At 42.9% G+C, this 19,809-nt stretch carries 15 protein-coding genes; 12 read left to right on the top strand and 3 right to left on the bottom strand.

Annotated elements, in window-relative coordinates:
* Positions 1-12: 12 nt before the first annotated feature.
* From C4S38_RS08075 to C4S38_RS08035, 10 genes are all read left to right on the top strand, one after another.
* Positions 13-693, top strand: coding sequence for a hypothetical protein (locus C4S38_RS08075; RefSeq protein WP_103983298.1), 681 nt, complete (start codon positions 13-15; stop codon positions 691-693).
* A complete protein-coding gene (locus tag C4S38_RS15730) occupies positions 662-853 on the top strand; it encodes a hypothetical protein (protein WP_146059463.1) in 192 nt (63 codons plus the stop codon). The genes C4S38_RS08075 and C4S38_RS15730 overlap by 32 nt, the downstream gene beginning before the upstream one ends.
* Before the next feature lie 28 nt (positions 854-881).
* Positions 882-1,532 carry a LamG-like jellyroll fold domain-containing protein gene (locus tag C4S38_RS08070; RefSeq protein ID WP_160034671.1) on the top strand — a complete coding sequence of 217 codons (651 nt, stop codon included), beginning with the start codon at positions 882-884 and terminating at the stop codon, positions 1,530-1,532.
* A 102-nt stretch (positions 1,533-1,634) separates the two neighbouring features.
* A complete protein-coding gene (locus tag C4S38_RS08065) occupies positions 1,635-2,156 on the top strand; it encodes a hypothetical protein (protein WP_234999323.1) in 522 nt (173 codons plus the stop codon).
* Positions 2,153-5,371: an NHL repeat-containing protein gene (locus C4S38_RS15815; protein WP_103983296.1), complete on the top strand. Its 3,219-nt coding sequence runs from the start codon at positions 2,153-2,155 to the stop codon at positions 5,369-5,371. The genes C4S38_RS08065 and C4S38_RS15815 overlap by 4 nt, the downstream gene beginning before the upstream one ends.
* Before the next feature lie 9 nt (positions 5,372-5,380).
* On the top strand, positions 5,381-5,770 hold the full coding sequence (locus tag C4S38_RS08055; protein WP_103983295.1) for a hypothetical protein: 390 nt from the start codon (positions 5,381-5,383) through the stop codon (positions 5,768-5,770).
* A gap of 414 nt (positions 5,771-6,184) precedes the next feature.
* Positions 6,185-9,877 carry a phosphoribosylformylglycinamidine synthase gene (purL, locus tag C4S38_RS08050; protein ID WP_103983294.1) on the top strand — a complete coding sequence of 1,231 codons (3,693 nt, stop codon included), beginning with the start codon at positions 6,185-6,187 and terminating at the stop codon, positions 9,875-9,877.
* 380 nt (positions 9,878-10,257) lie between these two features.
* A complete protein-coding gene (locus C4S38_RS08045) occupies positions 10,258-11,544 on the top strand; it encodes a porin family protein (RefSeq protein ID WP_103983293.1) in 1,287 nt (428 codons plus the stop codon).
* A gap of 13 nt (positions 11,545-11,557) precedes the next feature.
* Positions 11,558-12,379: an MBL fold metallo-hydrolase gene (locus C4S38_RS08040; RefSeq protein ID WP_103983292.1), complete on the top strand. Its 822-nt coding sequence runs from the start codon at positions 11,558-11,560 to the stop codon at positions 12,377-12,379.
* 233 nt (positions 12,380-12,612) lie between these two features.
* The gene (locus tag C4S38_RS08035) at positions 12,613-14,940 is read left to right on the top strand and encodes a glycoside hydrolase family 20 protein (RefSeq protein ID WP_103983291.1); all 2,328 of its coding nucleotides are present in this window, start codon (positions 12,613-12,615) and stop codon (positions 14,938-14,940) included.
* A 64-nt stretch (positions 14,941-15,004) separates the two neighbouring features.
* Here C4S38_RS08035 and C4S38_RS08030 read toward each other — a convergent pair whose 3' ends face one another.
* Positions 15,005-15,925 (bottom strand): cation diffusion facilitator family transporter, encoded by a 921-nt coding sequence (locus C4S38_RS08030; RefSeq protein ID WP_103983362.1) that lies wholly within the window; start codon positions 15,923-15,925, stop codon positions 15,005-15,007.
* A 525-nt stretch (positions 15,926-16,450) separates the two neighbouring features.
* On the opposite strand from C4S38_RS08030, the gene C4S38_RS08025 reads away from it, so the two are divergent.
* Complete coding sequence (locus tag C4S38_RS08025) at positions 16,451-17,146, top strand: hemerythrin domain-containing protein (protein ID WP_103983290.1); 696 nt, start codon at positions 16,451-16,453, stop codon at positions 17,144-17,146.
* Position 17,147: 1 nt separating this feature from the next.
* Positions 17,148-17,750 carry a response regulator transcription factor gene (locus C4S38_RS08020; protein WP_103983289.1) on the top strand — a complete coding sequence of 201 codons (603 nt, stop codon included), beginning with the start codon at positions 17,148-17,150 and terminating at the stop codon, positions 17,748-17,750.
* Between the two features lie 54 nt (positions 17,751-17,804).
* Here the strand turns inward: C4S38_RS08020 and C4S38_RS08015 are convergent, their stop codons facing one another.
* Positions 17,805-18,872: an NAD(P)H-dependent flavin oxidoreductase gene (locus C4S38_RS08015; RefSeq protein WP_103983288.1), complete on the bottom strand. Its 1,068-nt coding sequence runs from the start codon at positions 18,870-18,872 to the stop codon at positions 17,805-17,807.
* Between the two features lie 113 nt (positions 18,873-18,985).
* A complete protein-coding gene (locus C4S38_RS08010) occupies positions 18,986-19,804 on the bottom strand; it encodes a PstS family phosphate ABC transporter substrate-binding protein (protein ID WP_099463833.1) in 819 nt (272 codons plus the stop codon).
* Positions 19,805-19,809: the final 5 nt, after the last annotated feature.

Genomic DNA, 19,809 nt, shown 5'->3' with positions numbered 1-19,809 from the left:
AATTTATAGATTATGATATACATTAACAAAACAATCCCATTCTGGGAAACAGAAAAAGTCCTTCCTCTTTCTTACAAAACGGGGGTAAGCATAGAAGATTACGAGAACGGAGCTTTTCTACTCCTCAGTGACGAACAGTCAGCTTTTCATGTCGCGCATCCTGATGCTACACCATTGGAAGTCTGGAAAATGGAATTAACTCCTGCACCTGATCCAGCCCCCGAACCTGATCCGTTAAAGACGGCCAGACAAGCAAAGTTGCAGGAGATAGTAGCACAGGACGAGTTTAGCAATAAATTCTTTGTCTCCGTCCTATCCGGTGGTACTGAGATTGCTAACGTAGAGTTATGGATTGATAAGGATTTGCGTAATTCCTTATACAGCATTACCCTGCCAGCTTTGCAGGCGGACGGTCAAACAACTACTAAGTTGTGGACAACCGGCACGCCTCCGCAGTCTATAGATGTACCTATTGTATGGGCATTGGATAAGTTGCCATTGCTTGAGATATACGCAAAGCGTACATACGACCTCAAGGCAAGTAACGAGGCTGCAGCTTATGCCGCTACAACCGTCGAAGAGATAGCTCAAATTGACGTAAAAGCGAACTATCCTTATTTTTTGACGTTTGAACTTAACTTGGATTTAAATACACAAGACAATGCAAACAATACTACAGAGACAAACAGTTAAGCAGGAGTTGATGATCCTGTTTGCAGTGGCAACAATCGCTTTTGCCGGTTATCGGCAAGCTGCAGCGCCTCATTACATGTCAAAATCAAAGATAGAGGAGGGAACAGTTGTTCAGCGTAATGACAGTGTAACAACGGTAATTATACCAGATATAAGGTAAGGAGGAGGTTATGCCGAAAAGAATAGTGATGACGGAAAAAGAAGGTAGAGAAATATATTTGTCTAATCCTATTTGTCTTACACATTTAGATAGAGCAGTAGCAACTGATGCTGTAGGAAATGCTCTGACTTATAGTGGTTCGTCTTTTAGTACCGGAAAATTTGATAATGCCCTTTCTTCAGGAATAGCAACGGTTAACGTTCCAAATGCAAATATGTATGGTAAGGATTTTACTATAGCTTGCTGGTATTCTAAGATTAATTTAGCATCGGAGAATTCAATAGGAGTGAGAGTCAATTGTACTTCTGACTGGTCTGAGTTTGCTCAAATAGGTTTTAATCTATATAAAAGCAGCCAATACTTTTTCTCATTATTATTGGCTAACAGCTCATTAAATAAATGGGTATCCATTGAAGCATTAAGAGATATCCCTTCTGGCGATGATGGAATATTTCACTTCATTGCAATTACATATAGATCAAATGTTAATCAGTTTAATGTATACCTTGATGGAATACTAAAACAGACAGCAACTTCTCCTCTTTATTATAATGGTAATCAAGGTAGGATAAGTATTCGTTCAATGGGGGCTGTATTGGACGAAGTAGCTATAGTAGAAGGAATCCTTTGGGAATCAGATTTCACTCCACCGACTAAGCCATTTAAAATAAAAAAATAATTTCGGTGGTGACTCCTTTATGCCCAAGATATTAAATAACTCAACTCTGCCCATAAGTGAAACAAAATAATAAATCGGGCTAAGCCCACAAAATAACAAATTATGATAGGACTAATAATTTTATCTCTCTTAATAATCGCCGGTTATACAACAGCAGTGTGTATTAAAACAAAAGGTATTCCATATTCCATCTCGGCTACCTATTACACGCTGGATCATAAATTGATCTTTGGTGCTTGTATGGCACTTACGGCAATGTTTTTATTTCCGGTAGTGTGGGAGCTCAGTACATCTTTTACGATGCAGCTGCTTGCTGTAGCTGCCTGTGCTGGACTGCTAGGTGTCGGGCTAGCTCCCGACTTTAAAGACACATGGATAAACAAAGTGCATTGTACGTCAGCAGCCGTTACATTGATATGCTCGCAGCTTTGGGTTGCACTTACTCCTATTTGGTGGGTGCTTATCCCGGTATGGACACTGTACATAATCTATACTGTTTGGTATATGGCAAAGCACGTTACGGATAGTATAGTTTCCGATTTTATAAGGACTAGGCCGATGTTTTGGGTAGAGGTAGCTGCTTTAACTTCTTTAATCATATCTATAATAGTATTAACCCCATGATTATATACGATAAAAACAACGTTAAAATACTGGATATTCCGGTAGATGATACCAGTTATCGCTACCGGGCGATCCGGCAGGGAGATAAGGTGTTTCTTTATTTCTCCCTTACGGAGCATGTCGAGATTCCTGTGTATAGTTATATTGAGTTTCAAGGCCAGCACTATACACTTTGGTCACCTACAAACCTGACAAAGCATGGCGAGCGGAATTTGGAATATACCGTTGAGTTTGGCGGATGGTGGGAATTACTGAATCGTACAAAGTATAAGTTCCTTTCCGGCAAGCCTCATAAACTTAAATTCCCGTTAACAGCAACACCCCGTATGTTTATGCAACTTTTGATTGACAATCTGAACTTACACGATTCAGGATGGACATTAGGAACTTGTATCGAGGCTACGGAAAAGGCTTTAGCATTTAGCCACGAAAGTTGCATGGAGGTACTTAATAGGCTGGCAGATGAATTTAATAGCGAATTTGAGTTTGTTGGTAAGAAAATCAATTTTGGCAAGGTCGAATACTATAAAGGTGACCCTTTGCCTCTATCATACGGAAAAGGGAACGGCTTTAAGACTGGTGTTGCCCGGCAGAACCAGGGTGATAAAGCCCCAGTTACTATATTATATGTACAAGGCGGAGATCGTAATATTGATTCAACAAAGTATGGTAGTGGTTCCTTATTGCTACCTAAAAGTCAAGAACTCGAATATCAAGGCAGGCTCTATAAAACAGATGCAGACGGTATGTATATTACGCGTGCGGATAGAGAGTTGACCGTATATAATGAAGACGGTTACGATGCAACCAATATCTACCCGTCACGTGTTGGTACTATCAGCGAAGTGATAACAGTTGATAAGGATAAAAACTTCTATGACATCAAAGACAACACGATCCCTGATGCACTGGACTATTCCAAATGCCGGATAGCTGGCGAAAAGGTAACTATTATCTTCCAGTCGGGTATCATGGCAGGGAAAGAGTTTGACATAGAGCAGACAGACAAGGAGTTAACCGGTTATATTCATGCAGAGAGGCGTTTTAAGATAGTTCCCCAAGAAATAGACGGAACAATCATGCCTGACGAAACCTTTAAACCCTCTGTTGGCGATACGTATGCCATCTTTAACATATCTCTTCCTGATGCCTATGTGTGTGATAACGTAACTAAAACAGGCGCCAGTTGGGATATGTTCCGGGAGGCCGTTCAATACATGTTTGAGAATGAAGAAGAAAATTTTACTTTCACTGGTGAGTTGGACAGCATGTGGTCAAAAAAGAAATGGCTAGAAATAGGCGGCAAACTGCAACCGGGCGGTTATGTCTTATTTAGTGACAAGCAATTTCAGCCTAACGGCCTTTTGATCCGTATAACTGGGATAAAGGATTATATCAATAAACCCCATAGCCCAGAACTGGAACTATCAAATACCCCGGTAGCAGGCTTTGTGTCCTCTGAGCTGGGCAAAATAGACGGTAACGAAGTAAAGGACGAAGGGCGGCACAATGACGCGCTTTCGTTCACCAAACGTCGTTGGCGGGATGCGGTCGAAGGCCTTTCAATGCTGGAAAATGCTATTTCTGGTTTCAGTGCTTCAATTAATCCTATTACCATCCAAACTATGGCGATGTTGATCGGAGATGAAAGCCTGCAGTTCCGATTCGTGAACAACAAGACAAGTCCGACAGAGATATATCCAAACTTTGTCTACAACCAACAAACAAAAGTATTTACTGTTCCTGCCACCATCCTGCAACACATGACACTGGGGATATCTAAAATGTCATCCTCACATACGGCATCGGAGTATAAATACTGGAATATGTCAGCCTATACATCGCCTGTACTGGACGATACGACAGCGATGTACTTGTATTCAAAATGCAGCAAGTCCGGGACCACCGGAACATTCCTTCTGAGCAAAACGCCGTATAAGATGGACCCAGGGGACGGTTATTATTACTTCTTGACCGGGGCGTTATCTAGTGAGTATGAGGCGGAACGTAGCTTTGTAACGGTGTACGGCTTCACAGAGATACTACCTGGACGGATTACGGTAGGGATGATCGTCAGTCCCGATGGGCAAACTTACTTTAATGTGGCACAAGGAGAGTTCGGGGGAAAGTTTGTATTTAAGTCTGCATCAGGCTATAACAACATAACCGACCGCCCTAATCTCCAACCACTTTATGATGGGGTTAACGATGCCCTGACAGATGCCGAAAACGCATCCAATGCAGCTAATAACGCAGCTGGTATGGCAAATAGTAAATCGACGGTGTATTATTATCAACCATCTGGCGGAATGAAAGTAAATGACCTATGGGTGGACGGCACCAATATCTGGCGTTGGAGTGGTTCTTCATGGGTTAAAGCATCTGCCTATGATAATACTTTGACTTCGATAAATGGAGGACTTATAACTACTGGAGCTATAGCTTTTGGTAGTACAGGAGGTATGGCATCCTCCGGCACTGTCCGGATTTGGTCTGGAGGCCGTGCGGGAGCAAATGGCAAACCTCCTGCAACTCCTACATTCCGGGTTTATGATACGGGAAATATTGAAAGCCGTGGTTCTATGTGGATTGCCAATAATAATGGAAATAAATTGGCTGGTTTTTCGGGAGATGGAACATCTGCGACATCAATACGTATATGGGCGGGAAATGAGACCCCTGCTAATGCCCCATTTAGAGTTACGCAAGACGGCTCAGTTTATATGAATAAAGGAGTAATTGGTGGACTCACTATTAGTGACACATCGCTTGAATCTGTGATGACTTACAATAGAGGTAAAATGATTATAGATTCTGCAGGTGGAATTTATTTTAACGAATCAAATTCTAGATTTGCAAGGATGGGGCCATATCCTCTGTCAATGTCCAGTGGAATCCAAACATTATTAGCTTTATGTGACAGTGAAACAGATGGTGGTGCATCCAAAAAGACATTAGCGACTTTTCGAATAGGTCGGTCAGTTAATGCACTTTTACCTCAAACATGGATAGATTGTGACCATCAAGAGGGATGGGGTAGCAAATTTAAAGTCGAATCTCGCTATTTGGGTAACGCTGATGCTCAGGAAAGGACTTGTATAAATGTGGGGGCTTTAATGGATTTTAATCAAATAAAAAAGATAAGCGGTCAAGAACCGGAGCTTTATCCTATGTACTGGGATAATAAAAGCCAATATGTATGCTATAAATATTAAAACAAAATCATGGAACTAACATTAAAAGACAGAGTATTAATACTCAACAACGTGCTACCGATGTACGACAGTCGTAAAAACATTGGTTTAAAAATATCCGTAACGGATAAAATTAAACTATCCGATACAGAGCAAAAGGACATTGTAACCACTCCCGTAGGAAATGGAGAGTTTGAGGTATCTTTTAAGACTGTCGATGCAATGACCGGCATTAAATCATTCGATTTTACGGATGATGAACTGATGTATCTTAAACAACGTGTTGACTTTATAGATCGAAACGGTATGTTCTCAGCGGAGACTATTGAGTCATACACGAAAATATTGGATGAGCCTTTTGTTTCTGCCGACAAACAGGCTGAGTGGAATAAAGCACAAGGTATGGATACGGAACAGTAATGCTCTTTACTGGTAGATTAAGGTTTGACGTTTAAGTAGTCTTTAAATGGTACTTAAACGTCAAACTATTTTTTTACTTTTCGTTCTGAAAAACTGTACTGGTGGTTTTGCCAATTATATTTTATACCTGATATTTTAAGTTGAATATCCTATACATTTATTCTTTTGACCTGGGTCGAAATTAATTATTACCTGGGTAAAAATCAATTTCCAGCAAGGACAAAATTAATTTCCAGCCGCCAAAAAGAATACAACTTCCTATACATCTTATTAAATTGTGCTTTATCAGAAATTAAACAACCGGATATATCCGATTAACTTTCTTATTCTGTCAACTGATTTCATATAACACAAAAAATAGCTATCTTTGCCATCTCCTTACTAACAAGTGGAATATATAAATAAATCGTCGATATGATTCTATTTTTCAAATCTTCAACAAAGACTGTGCTGGCCGTAGAAGCTGCACAAACTTTCTCACCCGAAGATGTTCAAAAACTGGTATGGTTGTTTAGCGATGCAACTCCTGTTCAGGCAGAAACATTGGAAGGTTGGTTTGTTGGTCCCCGCCGGGAAATGATCACCCCATGGAGTACAAACGCTGTAGAAATAACCCAGAACATGGGTCTTTCCGGCATCTCCCGCATAGAAGAGTATTTTCCTGTATCGGGCAAGGATGCAGACCATGATCCGATGTTGCAACGTATTTACAACGGGCTGAATCAGGAATTATTCACTATCAGCAAACAACCGGACCCTATCGTTTACATAGATGACCTGGAAGTTTACAACAAGCAGGAAGGGCTGGCTTTAAGTACCGAAGAAATTGCCTACCTGAATGAAGTAAGCCAGAAACTGGGACGCAAACTGACAGACAGCGAAGTGTTTGGTTTCTCGCAGGTAAACTCGGAACACTGCCGTCATAAAATCTTTGGCGGTGTATTCGTTATCGACGGTGAAGAAAAGGAAAGTTCACTGTTCAATCTTATTAAGAAAACATCGGCCGAGAATCCGAACAAACTGGTTTCGGCCTACAAAGATAACGTAGCTTTCAACGAAGGCCCGGTAGTGGAACAGTTTGCTCCGAAAAGTGGAGACAAACCCGACTATTTTGCCGTAAAAGATATTAAAACCGTTATCTCGCTGAAAGCAGAAACGCACAATTTCCCTACAACCGTAGAACCTTTCAACGGTGCTGCAACCGGTAGCGGCGGTGAAATCCGCGACCGTCTGGGCGGCGGTAAAGCTTCGTTGCCAATTGCCGGAACAGCCGTATATATGACTTCGTATCCGCGTACGGAGGAAGCCCGTGAATGGGAAAAAATTCTTGACCCGCGTCCGTGGTTATACCAGACGCCCGAACAGATATTGATTAAGGCATCCAATGGTGCTTCAACATTCGGCAACCATTTCGGACAACCACTAATCTGTGGTTCATTGCTTACCTTTGAACATACGGAAAACCATAAGAAATATGCTTACGACAAAGTGATTATGCTTGCCGGCGGTGTAGGTTTTGCCAATATGCGCGATGCACTGAAAGGTAATCCCGAACCTGGTGAGAAAGTAGTCGTTATTGGTGGCGACAACTATCGTATCGGTATGGGGGGAGGTGCCGTATCTTCTGTAAATACGGGACAATATACCAGCGGTATCGAACTGAACGCCGTACAGCGTGCCAACCCCGAAATGCAAAGACGTGCTGCCAATGTAATCCGTACGATTGCCGAATCAGACGAGAATCCGATTGTTTCTATCCACGACCACGGCGCAGGTGGCCATCTGAACTGTCTATCCGAATTAGTGGAAGCTACCGGAGGACATATAGACATGAGCAAATTGCCTATCGGCGACAAGACACTTTCGGCCAAAGAAATCGTAGGTAATGAAAGCCAGGAACGTATGGGCTTGCTGATGAAAGAAGAAGACGTAGCCCGTGTGCGCCGCATTGCCGAACGCGAACGCGCTCCGATGTATGTGGTAGGAGAAACAACAAACGACATGAAGTTCGTTTTCGAACAGGCCGACGGAAAAAAACCTATCGACATCAAGCTGGAATATATGTTTGGCAAACCGCCAAGAACTGTGATGACAGACCATACCGTTACCGAAAGTTTCCAGCCGGTTGTTTACAAAGAATCGGAACTGCATCATTATCTGGAAAACGTTCTCCAGCTGGAAGCCGTTGCTTGCAAAGACTGGTTAACCAATAAAGTAGACCGTTCGGTAAGCGGAAGGGTTGCCCGCCAGCAATGCCAGGGCGAACTGCAATTGCCATTGAGTGACCTGGGTGCCGTAGCCCTCGACTACCGTGGAAAAGCAGGTATTGCAACATCCATCGGGCACGCTCCGCAGGTAGCATTGGTAGACCCTGCAGCAGGCTCGGTAATGGCAATAGCAGAAGCATTAACCAATATCGTATTTGCTCCGCTCAGCGATAAACTGACAGGTGTATCACTGAGCGCCAACTGGATGTGGCCGTGCCGCAACGAAGGCGAAGATGCCCGTTTATACACAGCCGTAGAAGCGGCTTCCGAGTTTGCCATCTCTTTAGGCATCAATATTCCTACCGGTAAAGACTCTTTATCCATGACGCAAAAGTATGGCGATGATAAAGTAATTGCTCCGGGTACGGTTATCATCTCGGCAGGTGCCGAAGTAAGCGACATAAAGAAAATCGTTTCTCCGGTATTAGCCCGCGAAAAGAATTCGAGCCTGTATTATATAGACTTCTCATTCGACACATTAAAATTAGGAGGTTCCGCCTTTGCCCAGATATTGAACAAACTGGGAGACGAAGTACCGACTGTAAAGGATGCCGAATACTTCCGCGACGCATTTAACGCCATACAGGAAGCAATAGAGAAAGGCTTGATTCTTGCCGGACACGACATCTCTGCCGGCGGTATGATTACTGCTTTGCTCGAAATGTGTTTTGCCAATGTAGAAGGCGGTCTGGAAGTAAATCTGGACAAGATAGGCGAAACGGATGTTATCAAAATATTGTTTGCCGAAAATCCGGGTATTCTGGTTCAGGTAAAAGACAAGAAAGCATTTGAAAAGATGATGGAAGAAGCCGGTGTAGGTTTCGCCGTCATTGCAAAACCGACCGATGAACGCCATATACTGGTATCGAAAAACGGTGTACAATACCACTTCGGCATTGACTATATGCGCGACGTATGGTATGAATCATCCTATAAATTGGATATCAAGCAGAGCGGTAACGTTTGCGCAGGCAACCGTTTCGAGAACTATAAGATGCAACCGCTTGAATTCAAATACAACAAGAACTTCACCGGAAAACTTTCTGCTTACGGCCTGACTGCCGACCGCAAAGGTCCGAGTGGAATCAAGGCTGCCGTAATCCGCGAGAAGGGTACGCAGTGCGAACGCGAAACGGCTTATGCACTCTATCTGGCCGGCTTCGACGTGAAAGATGTTCATATGACCGACCTTGCCAGTGGACGCGAAACACTGGAAGACGTAAACTTCATCGTATTCTGCGGTGGATTTTCCAACTCCGACGTGCTCGGCTCAGCCAAAGGATGGGCAGGCGGCTTCTTATATAATGAGAAGGCCAAAAAGGCAATCGAGAACTTTTACGCACGCACCGATACAATGAGTATGGGTATCTGTAACGGTTGTCAGTTGATGGCCGAACTGGGACTGGTTTATCCGGAACACGAAGTGAAGCACAAGATGCTGCATAATGATTCCCATAAGTTCGAATCGAACTTCGTAACACTGGAGATTCCGAAAAACAACTCCATCATGTTCGGTTCGCTTAGCGGAAACAAGTTGGGTGTATGGGTGGCTCACGGCGAAGGTAAATTCTCATTCCCGTATGAAGAGAAGGAATATAATGTAGTAGCAAAGTATAACTACGAAGGCTATCCTGCCAATCCGAACGGTTCGCCTTGGTCTGTAGCCGGCGTTTGCTCTAAAGACGGCCGCCATCTGGCAATGATGCCTCATCCCGAACGTGCCATCTTCCCATGGCAATGTGGTTATTATCCTGCCGACCGCAAGGAAAACGATCAGGTAACTCCATGGATCGAAGCCTTTGTGAACGCATACAAGTGGATCGAAGGAAACAAGAAGTAAAAAAGACATATATCTTTTAAAAGTAAAAGAGGTTATATCAAATGAAGTGCACCCCAAAAGTTAGATAAAAAACTTTTGAGGTGCATTCTTTATGAAATATACTTTTGAAAAAAAGCTCAATATAGTGCTATTGCTACAGGGCTGCCGACTGCAGGAGGCATTGACCTGACAGGGGAAAGCGGGACGCCGGACGAGGCTAAGACAAAAATGTTGTGCATATAATTATGGTAATATTGGTTGATATCCCCCCTGTAATATTATTGTAATAATTTGTTCCTATCTTTGCAATGCTGTCGAAACGTATGTGAAACAGAAAAACTGTTTATTTGCAGGCGGAAACAGTGAGTCATATTTTTATTCACCGCAACCAACAAACTAAAATGAAAATTGGAAAAAGAATGGCGCTCGCTCTGTTAGCGCTGCTTCCCTTAGCGATGAAAGCTCAGGAAACAGAGAACCTAAACCCTCGTATAGATTCGCTTGCAGAAGAGACTGCAACTCTGGACAAAATTGTAAAAAAACTCAGCAAATTTAAAGTATCGGCCTATATCCAGGGACAATACCAATATGGGCAGGAAGATGCAACCCTTAAAGTAGGAGATAAGAACGAACATGAAGATAAAGGCTTTAACCGTATCGGCATTCGTCGCGGACGTCTGAAATTTGAATACAACGACGGTATTGGTACAGGTGCCGTGCAAATAGAGGCAAATGACAAAGGTATAAGCTTTCGTGATTTATACATCGGAGTCAAAGACCCATGGACAAAACGCAATCAACTGATGGCAGGTGTATTCAATCGTCCTTTCGGCTATGAAATCGGTTACTCAACCAGTGGACTGGAATCTCCCGAACGTGCAACAATCATTCAGTATTTTTTCCCCGATGAACGAGATCTGGGAGCTATGCTTACCTTGCGCACGCCGGAGAAAAGTCCGCTAAACTTTCTTCGTCTGGATGCCGGCCTGTTCGCAGGAAACAGTATTAACCGGGAAACAGACAGCCGGAAAGATTTTATCGGCCGCCTGGGAGCCGAAAAACCTATCGGGAATTGGGGCAAATGGGGATTAGGTGTTTCATACTATCACGGTTACGTTTACAATCCGACAAAAGAGGCTTATGAAATGGACGGTAAGCATTTCGTCAAGATAGACAAAGGAGAGACCGGTACATACATGAAACGTCAGTATATAGGTATGGACGCCCAGTTTTCCTTCTTAAGCTCTCTAGGCAAAACAACCTTACGTGCAGAAGGACTTTTAGGCACCCAACCGGGTATTGCCGGAAGTAGCAGAAGCCCCAATTACAGTTCACGCCCTGAAGATTTACCGGAAAACTCATTATTCAAGCGTCCTTTCCTGGGTTATTTCTTCTATCTGGTGCAAGACATCGGGGCATCCCCGTTTTCTGTCGTATTCAAGTACGATGCTTATGATCCGAATACTAAGATTAAAGGAAACGAAGCAGGAGCCGAAAACAGCTATACCTCCAAAACGGATCTTGCACAAAGCACTTTAGGCCTGGGTGGTATATACAACTTCAACAAACATATCCGCCTGCAAGCCTATTATGAACTTAATTTCAACGAAAAGAGTACCTTTGTAAAAGGTTACGAAAAAGACCGCAAGGATAATGTACTGACGGTTCGTTTGCAATACAAGTTCTAAATAAACACAACATATGGATGTCCATCTTATAGATACGGGGTATTTCTATGCAGACGGCGGCGCCATGTTCGGAGCAATTCCTAAAACAGCTTGGCAACGCCGTTATCCCAGCAATGAAACAAACGGGTGCATACTAGCTATGCGAAGCGCCCTGGTTACAACAGACGACGGCCGGGTTATTTTAATCGATACCGGAGCAGGAAATAAGCATTTAAAACAACTCAGCTATTATCAGTTTTTCAATTTAAAAGATTTAAACGACGAACTGGAACAGTTGGGATATAGCCGCGGGCAAATAACGGATGTGGTGCTTACCCATCTGCACTTTGATCATTGCGGCTATGCAACTCTTAAGGATAATGCAAACGGGCAACTCATTGTTGCCTTCCCTAATGCCACCCATTGGGTAAGCCACTCCCAATGGAACAACTTCTGCCATCCTAACGCTTTGGAAAAAGATTCTTACTTCGCAGAAAACATGCAGGCAGTAGAGGAGGCCGGATTGCTCCGGTTGGTAGACAACGATACTTTCCTTTGTCCGGATATAGAACTTCGTATTTACAACGGGCATACGCCGGGACAATTAGTACCCTATATCCAAACACCGGAGCGGAAGGTGGTTTTTGCAGGAGATGTCATCCCGCTTGCCGCCAACGTATCGCCGGAATGGATATCCGCCTATGATACATATCCTGTTATTTCTTATAACGAAAAAGTACGGATGCTTAAAGAAGCAGCCGATGAAGGACAAACCCTGGTCTTCTGTCATGACGCCTACCTAAAAATGGCACTTGTCCGCGCAGTAGGCAGCTTTTTCAAAGCTGTCCCGGTGTAAAACCCCTACAAAAGCATCACCGGAGCGGCTGCGAAGGGTTTGTATCCCTACGGAGGCACTGCCGGAACGGCTGGCATCGTTTTGTAGGCCTACGAAACCATTACAGGAACAACGGCAACCATTTTGCAGCCCTACGGAACCTTCGCCGGAGCTCCGGTGATACCTCTGTAGGAAATCCGAAGGTTTTTTAGTAAGTTTGTCCTCACATTTCTTAAACTAAACAATATAAACACATGAACAAATTCAGCAAGTATGTATTGATACTGGCATCATGCGCAGGCATGGTGGCATGTTCAAACAACAAAACGATGAAGGGCAACTATGGAATCGTACCCTTGCCGCAAGAAGTGACAATAGCAGACGGCACACCTTTCATGCTATCCCCCTCTACCCGGATTGTTTATCCGGAAGGAAATGACAACATGGCCCGAAACGCCAAATTCCTTGCCGCTTACATTAATGAAGTTACGGGTTATGAGCTGCGCACCACGACACAAGCAACGTCCAAAGGAATCAACTTATCTGTAGATAGCAATATCCAGAATCTGGAAGGATATAAATTAGTTGTGTCCGCAGATGGCATTGAGATTGCCGGAGCTACCGAAGCCGGAGTATTCTATGGCATTCAGTCATTACGCAAATCTATCCCGGCAACGGCAAAAGGGGCGAATATCGAACTCCCGGCCGTTACAATCAACGACTATCCCCGTTTCAAATATCGTGGAATGATGCTGGATATAAGTCGTCATTTCTTCCCTGCAGATTCGGTAAAGAAGTATCTGGACATATTGGCCCTGCATAATATAAATACATTCCATTGGCATCTGACAGATGATCAGGGATGGCGTATTGAAATAAAAAAGTACCCTAAACTGACGGAAATAGGCTCGAAACGTTCGGAAACTGTGATCGGGCACAATTCCGGCAAGTATGACGGTCAGGAATATGGCGGCTTTTATACGCAGGATCAAATACGCGACGTTATAAAATATGCACAAGAACGTTACATTACGATCATTCCTGAGATCGATATGCCGGGACACCAGCAGGCGGCTTTGGCTTCTTATCCCGAATTAGGTTGTACGGGCGGCCCGTATGAAGTATGGAAACAATGGGGTGTATCCGAAGATGTAATCTGTGCCGGCAACGACCAGTCTATGCAATTCCTCGAAGATGTACTAGCAGAAATAATAGACCTGTTCCCTTCCGAATATATACATGTGGGAGGCGATGAATGTCCGAAAGTCCGTTGGGAAAAATGCCCGAAATGCCAGGCGCGCATCAAAGCCGAAGGAATCAAGGGAGATAAAAAACATACGGCGGAAGAATATCTTCAGAGCTACGTTATCTCACGGATGGAAAAGTTTGTAGAAAGCAAAGGACGCCACATCATCGGCTGGGACGAAATACTGGAAGGCGGCCTGGCTCCGAATGCCACCGTAATGAGTTGGAGAGGCATGGCCGGAGGAGTGGAAGCAGCCAAGCAGAAACACAACGTTGTGATGGCTCCGAACACATTCGTTTATTTTGATTATTACCAGTCTACCGATACGGAGAATGATCCTGAAGCCATTGGCGGATATCTTCCTTTAGAGAAAGTATATTCGTTTGAGCCTGTTCCTGCCGAACTTACTCCCGACGAACAAAAATATATTATCGGAGCCCAGGCTAACTTGTGGACAGAATACATACCTACTTTCTCGCAGGTAGAATACATGGTACTGCCCCGTATGGATGCATTGGCAGAAGTACAATGGACTGACCCTTCCAAGAAAGATTACCAGAGCTTCCTGCCTCGTGTAGCAAGAATGACGGAATTGTATGACCGCCTGGGTTACAACTATGCCAAACATATATTTGATGTAAATGCCGTACTTACCCCCAATACAGAAAAGGGCAGTTTAGAAATCAGCCTGCTTAAACTGGGAGAAGGTACCATTTATTACACGTTAGACGGTAGTACTCCAACAAGCAGCAGCATGAAGTATGAAGCACCTATCCAGATAACTAAGGATGCCGACTTTAAAGCTATTGTTATTCGTCCGAACGGTACGGAAAGCCGCATTTTCAATGAACAAATCCACTTCAACAAAGCAACCATGAAGCCTATCACGCTGAAGGAAGAACCAAGCAAAGGCTATTCTTTTAATGGTGCTCCGGCACTTGCAGACGGTCTGACAGGCAATGAGAACTACAAGACCGGCCATTGGTTAGGTTTTCAGGGAAAGGATGTAGATGCCGTGATCGACCTGAAAGAACCGGCCGAAATAAACAAAGTCACCTTTAATACAAATGTAGTAAAAGGAGACTGGATTATGGGCGCTGCCGGAGTTACGGTAAAGGTTTCCAATGACGGAACAAACTTCCGTGAAGTGGCAAGTAAAAAGATTCCCGAACTGACAAAAGAAGATAAGGATGGTATCTATCCGCAGGAAATCACTTTCGAACCGGTAACAGCCCGTTATGTGGAAGTTATTATCAACAGCAGCAAATTGCCTGCATGGCACGGTGGAGCCGGCAGCGATGCCTTCTTATTCGTTGACGAAATAGGTATTGACTAAATTCAGAAACATCCCGATGACTTTATAAAATCATCGGGATGTTTTTTTCAAATGATCCTTATCATTATTTATCTTCAACTAATGCACAATTAGAATCACAACATTTGTTGCCCGATGTTTCAAACTCCAATGTAACATGCGAAATGCCATTGTCGGCCAGGCTATGCTTAATTTCATGCTTTATATTTTCCATACAATCCGAACCTTCAATACGTATATGTCCGGTCAGGGCTATTTCCGTAGTGCTTATCGGCCAGATATGCAGGTGGTGTACGTTCTTTACTCCGGATACATCATAAATTATCGCTTCTATTTTTTTAATATCCATTCCCGGAGGAACTCCATCCAAGGCAAGACGGATACTGTCGCGCAAAAGCCCCCACGTAGAATACACTATAATAACAGCAATCAGTAATCCTATAACCGGATCAATCACATACCAGCCGGTATAGCTGATAATAATACCGGAAGCCACAACGCCAACCGATACCAAAGCATCGGCAGCCATATGCAAATAAGCCCCCTTTACATTCAGGTCTTTATCCTTATCTTTCATAAAAAGCCAGGCCGTCAAAGCATTAATAACAACACCAATACCGGCAACCCAGGCTATAGCCTCACCCTCCACCGGGCGGGGATGCATAAGTTTTCCTATACTCTCGGTAACAATGATACCGACAGCAACTAACAAAATAACCGCATTAAGTAACGAAACCAATACCGTACTCTTTTTATATCCATACGTATAACTGGAAGTTGGATGCACTCTGGCTAGCCGGAATGCCAACATAGCAAGGATCAAGCTCGCAACATCTCCCAGGTTATGCCCTGCATCGGACAACAAACCTAATGAATTATACCAGAAACCTGCAAAGAACTCAGCAAATACAAATATGAGATTCAAGCTTATACCTATAACAAAAGCTTTGTTGAGTGAAGTTATCTCATGATTGTGGTCATGATTATGTTCGTGATGATGCCCCATAGCCATATATTTATTTAATTTTATAAATCCCCTTTATTATTAACAACAACCGTATGCAAAGCTATGTTTTTTTCTAACAAAAAAGAAGCCTTCCTTCACAGGGAGACTTCTTTTTTATGAAGAGGATAACCAATAAAAAACTCCTCTGTTCATACGGTGTTTAATCATCTTATATGCTTACTTTAAATATTAGCAACAGGTTCTGGTATAGCGATTATACTAATAGCCATCTTTTCATCTGACACTGCAAAGATAAGCTCGCCTAGAAAGAGATACAATACCTAGAACTGAGTAAATAAACTCCGCCGTTACCTATTAATAGTGATTTTAACGCATAAATCCCGGCAAACGGGTTCATAGGAGAATGATCAACAGTGCACCCGTGTCCGGCAAATAACAACCGATGCCAACAGGAAGCGGTTCCTCTTTCAATATTTTATATATCTAACTTTCCCCGATGATGGCGAAATGGGAATAATATTTTGTATCTTTGACTATTCAACCCCCAAAAGAGACAGAAAAATAATGTACAAAAAAGGAAAATACAGAGAAACTGATAAGATGAGCGATTTGATTTGCGAGAACTATCCCATGGTTCTCGTTATGAGTCGTTTTGGCATTGCCCTCGGTTTCGGAGAAAAAAATATCGGAGATGTTTGCCGGCAGAATAAGGTGGATACTTGTACTTTCTTAACCGTAGTAAATTTCCTCGTAGAAGACAGAAAAGGACTAATCACAGATATCGACAAATGTCTCTCCATAGAATCACTGATTGTTTATTTACACAACGCACATGATTATTTTCTCAATTTCCGCCTTCCGCACATCCGTCGTAAATTAGTTGACGCTATACAAGATTGCCCGGAAGATGTAGCATTTGTTATCCGCCAATTCTTCGACGGATATACAGAAGAGGTAAATAAACACATGTCATACGAAGAAAAAAACGTATTCCCCTATGTCCGTAATTTGCTGAAAGGAGAAAAAGACCCTAAGTATAACATTTCTATCTTTAAAAAACGGCATGACCAGATAGAAATGAAAATAACAGAATTGAAAAATATCCTGATCAAATATTATCCGGGAAAAGACAGTTACCTGCTGAATAGTGTATTATTCGATATATTTTCTACCGAACAAGATTTAGCAGCCCATAATCACGTAGAAGATTATTTATTCGTGCCAGCTATCCTGGCATTAGAAAAACAATTAAATTCATAACATGAACTTTAATTTTAAAATTGCTATTGCAGAACCTTCTACAATTATCCGTTGTGGATTAGAAACTGTATTGCGGCAACTGCAAGGTTTTCATATTCAAATAATAGAGATATGTAACATGGAAAGCCTGCAGGAATCTTTAAGGATGCATAAACCGGAGTTATTGATTATAAATCCGGTGTTCCCCGGTTATTCGGGACTCCAGTCTATCAAAGACGGATGTGCCTGCCCCGGAATAAAATGTATCGCCTTAATATGCAGTGCAACCGATCCACAAATGATACGTCCCTACGACGACCAATTTGGCCTTTATGACAGTATAGACGAAATAAAGCACAAACTGGAACGCCTGTTGGCCGAAGAAATCCCGGACAATGCCGAGAATGAGGAACAACAGACATTAAGTACCCGCGAGAAAGAAATTGTTACTTGTGTGGTAAAAGGGATGACAAACCGGGAAATTGCAGACCGGCTATTCTTATCCACACATACAGTCATAACCCATCGCCGCAATATAGCACGCAAACTACAAATACATAGTGCCAGCGGTTTAACAATCTATGCTATCGTTAACAAGCTGGTTGAACTGAAAGATATACAGTAATAATATAGTATCAACAAAAAACGCCGTTGGCAGATTACCAACGGCGTTTTTTATTTACATTTTAGATTTCCATTCGTCTATTAATTCCGAAATCGTTTCCCGTACAGACATGATACGTCTTGCCCGCCAGGCATTACTGCCTGCAAATGCATAACCATTCTCGAAGTTTCCTTTGAATGCATTATACAAAGCCGTCACAATACAATAAGGACTACGCGATATATCACAAGTCTTGATACAATTAAACGGACATACTTTCGGCTGTTTTATTCCCTGCTTCACCTTCTCCAGGAAATTGCAGTGAATTGCCCGCCCCGGCATACCAACAGGGCTTTTAATGATCTCGATATCCTTCTCTTCAGCATGAATATAGCTTTCTTTGAAAGCCTCGGATGCATCACACTCCTTGGTGGTAACAAAACGTGTTCCTAACTGTACGCCTGACGCTCCAAGGTCTATCATGCGCTTAATGTCTTCACCCGTGTAAATGCCTCCCGCTGCAATTACAGGGATCTTCTTGTCATACTTCTGTTCGAAGTGTGAAACCTCAGCTACTACCTGCGGCAACAACTCTTCCAACGAAAAATGTTCGTCTTCCAACTGATTCTCCTTATATCCCAAATGTCCACCGGCTTTTGGGCCTTCCAAGACAACTGCATCAGGCAGGTAATCGTAATTGTTTTTCCATTTTTCGCAGATAATACGTACGGCACGTGCACTCGATACGATAGGTACCAGTTTCGTTACACTGTCTTTCTTCAAAAACGATGGCAAGTCCAAAGGTAATCCGGCACCACTGAATATGATGTCTACCTTCTCTGCAATACTCGTCTTTACCAGTTCTGCAAAATCGGAAAGAGCAACCATGACATTCACGCCGATAATTCCTTTAGCCCTCTCGCGGGCTTTACGGATTTCTTCGGCCAGGCCAAGATTACCGGCTTCTGTGTAATTTGGAGATAATTTTTTATATAAAAGACCGAGACCGGCGGCGGAAATTACACCGATCCCACCTTCATTTGCAACGGCTGAGGCTAAGCCGGAAAGAGAGATACCTACGCCCATTCCTCCTTGGATAATAGGAATGCGAGCCTTTAGGTCTCCGATTGTCAATGCTTTCATTAAATAGTTGTTTGTTTATAACGGTCGCAAAGGTAGAATAATATCCCAATATATGTGCAAAACAAACCAATATAAATGCACAAACCCGGCAAAGGTGTGCATTTTTTTTTCTTTTATTTCAACGGAATATATCCAACCTTCTTAACAAGCTCTTGTCCTTCAGCAGAAAGCACATAGTCAATAAAGGGTTTCACGTTAGCTTCATTCTTTACTTCATAGTAGTAAAAGAGCGGACGCACAACAGGATAAGTTTTATTCTTTGCATTCGCCATAGACGGCTCTGTAAATGTTTTCCCCGAATCATACGACACGTGAATAGGTTTAACATCCTTATTCAGATAGGCAAGCCCAACATAGCCAATGGCGCCTTTCGTTTGGCTCACACTCTGTATGATTGCACCAGTGGCAGGCATACTTAATATCCCATTCATGTAGTTCTTATTCTTCAGCACGCTTTCCTTAAAAAACTCGTATGTTCCTGAAGAAGTTTCACGCGAATAAGCCACTATTTTCATATCCGCCCCACCTACTTCTTTCCAGTTTTTAATCTTTCCGGTGAAGATACCTTCCAGTTGTTCACGTGTCAGATTAGAGACTTTATTAGAAGGATGTACCACAACAGCCAATGCATCGTAAGCAATAACCACCTCTTTTGGTGTTTTACCGGACTTCTGCATTCTGACCTTTTCGTCGAACTTTATCTTACGGGACGCCATTGCAATATCTGTAGTTCCTTCCTGCAAAGCAGATATTCCCACGCCGGAGCCTCCCCCGGTTACCGTAATACTGGCTCCTTTATTCTTTTTCATAAAGTTTTCGGCTTCGGACTGTGTAACAGGCAGGCAAGTATCGCTACCTTTAATTTTCTGTGCAAATACATTTGTTACAAACATACAAGCTGCCATTGCAGCCAGAACAATCGTCTTTTTCATTTTCT

The organism is Parabacteroides chinchillae, from assembly GCF_900108035.1.
Taxonomy (GTDB): domain Bacteria; phylum Bacteroidota; class Bacteroidia; order Bacteroidales; family Tannerellaceae; genus Parabacteroides; species Parabacteroides chinchillae.
This window is presented reverse-complemented; position numbering and strand designations above follow the sequence as displayed.

What these genes read in the sequence shown, in the direction of transcription:
- C4S38_RS08075 (WP_103983298.1), top strand. Translation starts at nt 13, where the DNA reads ATGATATACATTAACAAAACAATCCCATTCTGGGAAACAGAAAAAGTC.
- C4S38_RS15730 (WP_146059463.1), top strand. Translation starts at nt 662, where the DNA reads ATGCAAACAATACTACAGAGACAAACAGTTAAGCAGGAGTTGATGATC.
- C4S38_RS08070 (WP_160034671.1), top strand. Translation starts at nt 882, where the DNA reads ATGACGGAAAAAGAAGGTAGAGAAATATATTTGTCTAATCCTATTTGT.
- C4S38_RS08065 (WP_234999323.1), top strand. Translation starts at nt 1,635, where the DNA reads ATGATAGGACTAATAATTTTATCTCTCTTAATAATCGCCGGTTATACA.
- C4S38_RS15815 (WP_103983296.1), top strand. Translation starts at nt 2,153, where the DNA reads ATGATTATATACGATAAAAACAACGTTAAAATACTGGATATTCCGGTA.
- C4S38_RS08055 (WP_103983295.1), top strand. Translation starts at nt 5,381, where the DNA reads ATGGAACTAACATTAAAAGACAGAGTATTAATACTCAACAACGTGCTA.
- purL (WP_103983294.1), top strand. Translation starts at nt 6,185, where the DNA reads ATGATTCTATTTTTCAAATCTTCAACAAAGACTGTGCTGGCCGTAGAA.
- C4S38_RS08045 (WP_103983293.1), top strand. Translation starts at nt 10,258, where the DNA reads ATGAAAATTGGAAAAAGAATGGCGCTCGCTCTGTTAGCGCTGCTTCCC.
- C4S38_RS08040 (WP_103983292.1), top strand. Translation starts at nt 11,558, where the DNA reads ATGGATGTCCATCTTATAGATACGGGGTATTTCTATGCAGACGGCGGC.
- C4S38_RS08035 (WP_103983291.1), top strand. Translation starts at nt 12,613, where the DNA reads ATGAACAAATTCAGCAAGTATGTATTGATACTGGCATCATGCGCAGGC.
- C4S38_RS08030 (WP_103983362.1), bottom strand. Translation starts at nt 15,925, where the DNA reads ATGGGGCATCATCACGAACATAATCATGACCACAATCATGAGATAACT.
- C4S38_RS08025 (WP_103983290.1), top strand. Translation starts at nt 16,451, where the DNA reads ATGTACAAAAAAGGAAAATACAGAGAAACTGATAAGATGAGCGATTTG.
- C4S38_RS08020 (WP_103983289.1), top strand. Translation starts at nt 17,148, where the DNA reads ATGAACTTTAATTTTAAAATTGCTATTGCAGAACCTTCTACAATTATC.
- C4S38_RS08015 (WP_103983288.1), bottom strand. Translation starts at nt 18,872, where the DNA reads ATGAAAGCATTGACAATCGGAGACCTAAAGGCTCGCATTCCTATTATC.
- C4S38_RS08010 (WP_099463833.1), bottom strand. Translation starts at nt 19,804, where the DNA reads ATGAAAAAGACGATTGTTCTGGCTGCAATGGCAGCTTGTATGTTTGTA.